The sequence below is a fragment of the Vibrio sp. V12_P9A6T4 genome (genome assembly GCF_963874835.1).
GTDB lineage: Bacteria > Pseudomonadota > Gammaproteobacteria > Enterobacterales > Vibrionaceae > Vibrio > Vibrio anguillarum.
This window is the reverse complement of record NZ_CAWNJO010000005.1, coordinates 1-3,888: the sequence shown is the minus strand read 5'-3', so window position 1 is coordinate 3,888 and position 3,888 is coordinate 1. Positions and strand designations below refer to the sequence as shown.

The window sequence follows — 3,888 nt, the reverse complement described above, 5'->3', positions numbered from 1 at the left end:
GTTTACACCCTCCCGCATTGTGATCGGTCTATTGTTTTGAAACAAAATTTCGTTACTAACTAGAAAGTTTGAGTGGCATCAAGATATATTTAGAGGCGAAAAATATAATGCGATATGTGGTTACATTTTCATTGGGTGCTAACATTTAGGCTACGGGGGTGTGCCGTTAGAACCCAAACAATTCTAATAACTTAATCAGGAGCATAAACATGTTTAAAAACCTTTTTGCAAACCTGCAGAAAGTTGGTAAGGCGCTGATGCTTCCAGTATCAGTTTTACCAGTTGCGGGTATTTTGCTTGGTGTGGGTGCAGCGAACTTTAGCTGGCTACCAGAAGTTGTTTCACATTTAATGGAACAAGCTGGTGGTTCGGTTTTTGGTCAAATGGCACTACTCTTTGCAGTAGGTGTAGCATTAGGCTTCACGAATAACGATGGTGTTTCAGGCCTGTCAGCAATTGTTGGCTATGGCATCATGGTTGCGACGCTAAAAGTAATGGCAGTCGTAATGGGTGTTGATAACATCGAGACAGGCGTTCTTGGTGGTATCCTTGCAGGTGGTGTTGCTGCTTGGGCATTCAATCGTTTTTACAAAATTCAACTTCCTGAATATCTTGGCTTCTTCGCGGGTAAACGTGCAGTACCAATCATTACGGGTTTCCTTGCGATTGCTCTAGGTATTGTTTTATCTATCATTTGGCCTCCTGTCGGCTCAGCTATCGCAACATTCTCTGATTGGGCTGCTAACCAAAACCCAGTAACCGCATTTGGTATCTACGGTGTTGTTGAGCGTTCATTGATTCCATTTGGTCTTCACCACATCTGGAACGTGCCTTTCTTCTATGAAGCAGGTACATGTACCAACAATGCAGGTACTACCGTTCACGGTATCATGACTTGTTTCTTGACTGCTGATGATGCGTCTCGCGCTGCAGGTAACGGTTTCGGTCAACTAGCGGGTGGCTACCTATTCAAAATGTTCGGTCTTCCAGCTGCAGCAATTGCAATTGCACACAGTGCTAAACCAGAAAACCGTGCCAAAGTAATGGGTATCATGGCGTCAGCTGCATTGACTTCATTCCTAACGGGTATTACAGAACCTATTGAGTTCTCGTTCCTATTCATCGCTCCAGTACTTTATGTTGTTCATGCTTTGCTAGCTGGTCTTGCTTATGTATTGACTAACGCTCTAGGTGTTGTTCACGGTCACACGTTCTCGAACGGTTTCATTGACTTTGTTGTTCAATCTCCTCGTGCTGAAAACATGTTGCTATTGGTTGGTCTAGGTATTGCTTATGCAGTTCTATACTATGTCGTGTTTACTTTCGTTATCCGTACGATGAACCTGAAAACTCCAGGTCGTGAAGATGAATCTGAAGAAGCTTCTTCTGCTACAGGCAGTGAGTTAGCTGGTGAACTTGTTGCGGCCTTTGGTGGTAAAGAAAACATCACTAACCTAGATGCATGTATTACTCGTCTACGCGTTTCTGTTGCTAAAACAGAAGCAGTAAACCAAGAGAAATTGAAACAGCTTGGTGCTGCGGGTGTTGTTGTTGTATCGGGTGGCGTTCAAGCTATCTTTGGTACTAAGTCTGACAACCTTAAAACTGAAATGGATGAGTGGATCCGTAACCACGGTTAATTCATATCTTTTCATTCCCCTATAAAAAAGGAGGCGAAAGCCTCCTTTTCTTTTGCCGCTAACTCGCTCATCAGCCATTCCCTATTTTATAAGTTGATCATTGCCATCTCATTTATTAGTTGAGTTGTCCGCTTGCGGCGATAAGACGGATCTCACGCTTGGCTTGTTGACTTAACTCTCTTTTATCTCAAACGATAATCAAGTAAGGGCTATTTCGCTCTATTCCTTTATTCACATCACTTGTTTAATTTTGCTGTGGTTTGGGTGGCATGAATAGGTTTGGCTTCAAGAGGCAGGTGTAGCGGTTGTCGACAGGCATAAAAAAGCCGATGATGACATCGGCTTTTAGAATCAACAGGATTATTGTTTGTTCATGGCTTTTTTAATGCAGATGGCGGCGCCACCCCACGTAATGCCCAAACCAATAATCATTATAATAATTGCACTTGTCGTCATTAGTTGCACTCCTTGCGGCTTGTTGCATTGATTGTTACGCCTATAGCGAATAGTAACCCGATCATGACCCATCCTAGGGTGAGGTCATAACCACCGTAACCCTCTGTGAATAGAGCGTTCAGTTTTGTGGCGACAATAATGGCCAAAATTACAGGTGAGATAAAGCGCAGACAAATATCAAACCACACGCCAATATTGAAATCGGAAATGCTGTTCACGTATTTGCGTACGTCAGAAATCTTAAATAGCCATGCCATGAGCGTAAGTTCCACTAGACAGCTCGCCATAATGCCCACGTTGTTTGCGAAGTGGTCGACAAGGTCGAGTAGCAACAGGCCACCGTTGGTCGCAAAGGCCATTGAAACCAAAAACCCTACGCTGATAACTACATTAGCGGCCTTTTTACGGCTCCATTTTAGCTTATCGATGACGGCTGAGGTGACGGCTTCAATGATTGATATGTGTGAGCTTAGGCCTGCAACAACAAGTGCAAAGAAGAAGATTGGCCCAAGAATATAGGGCGCTGGCAATAGGTTGATAGCCGCTGGTAACGTAACGAATGCAAGCCCAACGCCCGCAGATACGACTTCTGTCAACGGTTTGCCTTGTTCATGAGCCATGTAGCCAAGAACAGAGAAAATCATAATCCCCGCCAGAATTGAGAAACCACAGTTGATCAATACTGTCATGAAGGCGTTATTCGTTATGTCTGATTTCTCAGGAAGGTAGCTGGAATACGCCAGCATGATGGCAAAACCAATACTTAGGGTGAAGAAAATCTGTCCATAAGCAGCAGCCCAAACCTTCACATCCCAGATCTTGTCAAAGTCAGGCTCAAACATGTAGTTCACACCATCTAATGCACCTGGTAGGAAAATCATGCGGCCAATCAAAAGCAGTACCATGATAAACAGTATTGGCATCATGATTTTTGAAGCGCGTTCGATTCCAGATTTCACTCCACCGACGATAGCAGCATAAGTAATGGCCCATGCAATCAGCATTGCAATGGCGATTTTCCATTGAATACTACCGAGATTTGTCGGTGAATTATCGCCTAGTGCTAAATAGTTGCTAAAGAAGAAAGCATTAGTATCGGTTCCCCAACTTTGTGTAAACGACATACCAAAGTAGGAAATAGCCCAGCCAATAACGGCCACATAATACACAGCAATAATAGCGGCAACCCCTACTTGGAACCAACCTAACCATTCAAATTTTGCGTGAATTTTAGCCAGTGTGGCTGGTGCTGAACCGCGATGCTTTTGACCCATACTGAACTCTAGGATCATAAACGGTATACCCGCTGTGATCATGGCGAAAAGGTAAGGGATGAAGAATGCACCACCCCCATTCTCATAAGCCATATAAGGGAAACGCCATATGTTTCCAAGACCGATAGCCGAACCTACGGCAGCCAGAATGAACCCTGCACGGGATCCCCATTGTTCTCGCTTCATTGTTTACTCCTTTACGACTTCCCTGAGGTATGAAGCTTCTCTTCGGCTGCGGAGCCAGTGTTGGAGTGATGAATACTATCGGTACACTAAGTAGACCGTGAATATTTGCGCCATCATCCATGAACTGGCAAAAAGTTAGTGTTATATGTTGTCAGCTTTCCGAGAACTCAGAATATTGTTCTTAATAGTTCGATGTGTGTTTGCTGTATCTGAAATAATCAGCTACGCATGGGTTCGAGACTACAGACTAATCTAAGTTAAGGCAATAGATTGTAAATGTTATTCCCTGGTTTTTTGATGGTGTATTAGTTGTTAATTAATTGGTATTTAGT

3 protein-coding genes are annotated in these 3,888 nt (G+C 43.6%); 1 reads left to right on the top strand and 2 read right to left on the bottom strand.

Going from position 1 to position 3,888, the window contains the following annotated elements; translation table 11 throughout:
- Positions 1–209 precede the first annotated feature (209 nt).
- A complete protein-coding gene (ptsG, locus tag AACQ42_RS00090; RefSeq protein WP_013856413.1) occupies positions 210–1,640 on the top strand; it encodes a PTS glucose transporter subunit IIBC in 1,431 nt (476 codons plus the stop codon).
- Positions 1,641–2,000: 360 nt separating this feature from the next.
- On the opposite strand, the gene AACQ42_RS00085 is transcribed toward ptsG, so the two are convergent.
- Entirely contained in the window at positions 2,001–2,096 is a 96-nt protein-coding gene (locus AACQ42_RS00085; RefSeq protein WP_094165553.1) for a MetS family NSS transporter small subunit, read from the bottom strand.
- The gene (locus tag AACQ42_RS00080; protein ID WP_017045264.1) at positions 2,096–3,556 is read right to left on the bottom strand and encodes a sodium-dependent transporter; all 1,461 of its coding nucleotides are present in this window, start codon (positions 3,554–3,556) and stop codon (positions 2,096–2,098) included. Before AACQ42_RS00080 ends, AACQ42_RS00085 begins: the two co-directional genes overlap by 1 nt.
- Between the last annotated feature and the right edge of the window lie 332 nt (positions 3,557–3,888).

What these genes read in the sequence shown, in the direction of transcription:
- ptsG (WP_013856413.1), top strand. Translation starts at nt 210, where the DNA reads ATGTTTAAAAACCTTTTTGCAAACCTGCAGAAAGTTGGTAAGGCGCTG.
- AACQ42_RS00080 (WP_017045264.1), bottom strand. Translation starts at nt 3,556, where the DNA reads ATGAAGCGAGAACAATGGGGATCCCGTGCAGGGTTCATTCTGGCTGCC.
- AACQ42_RS00085 (WP_094165553.1), bottom strand. Translation starts at nt 2,096, where the DNA reads ATGACGACAAGTGCAATTATTATAATGATTATTGGTTTGGGCATTACG.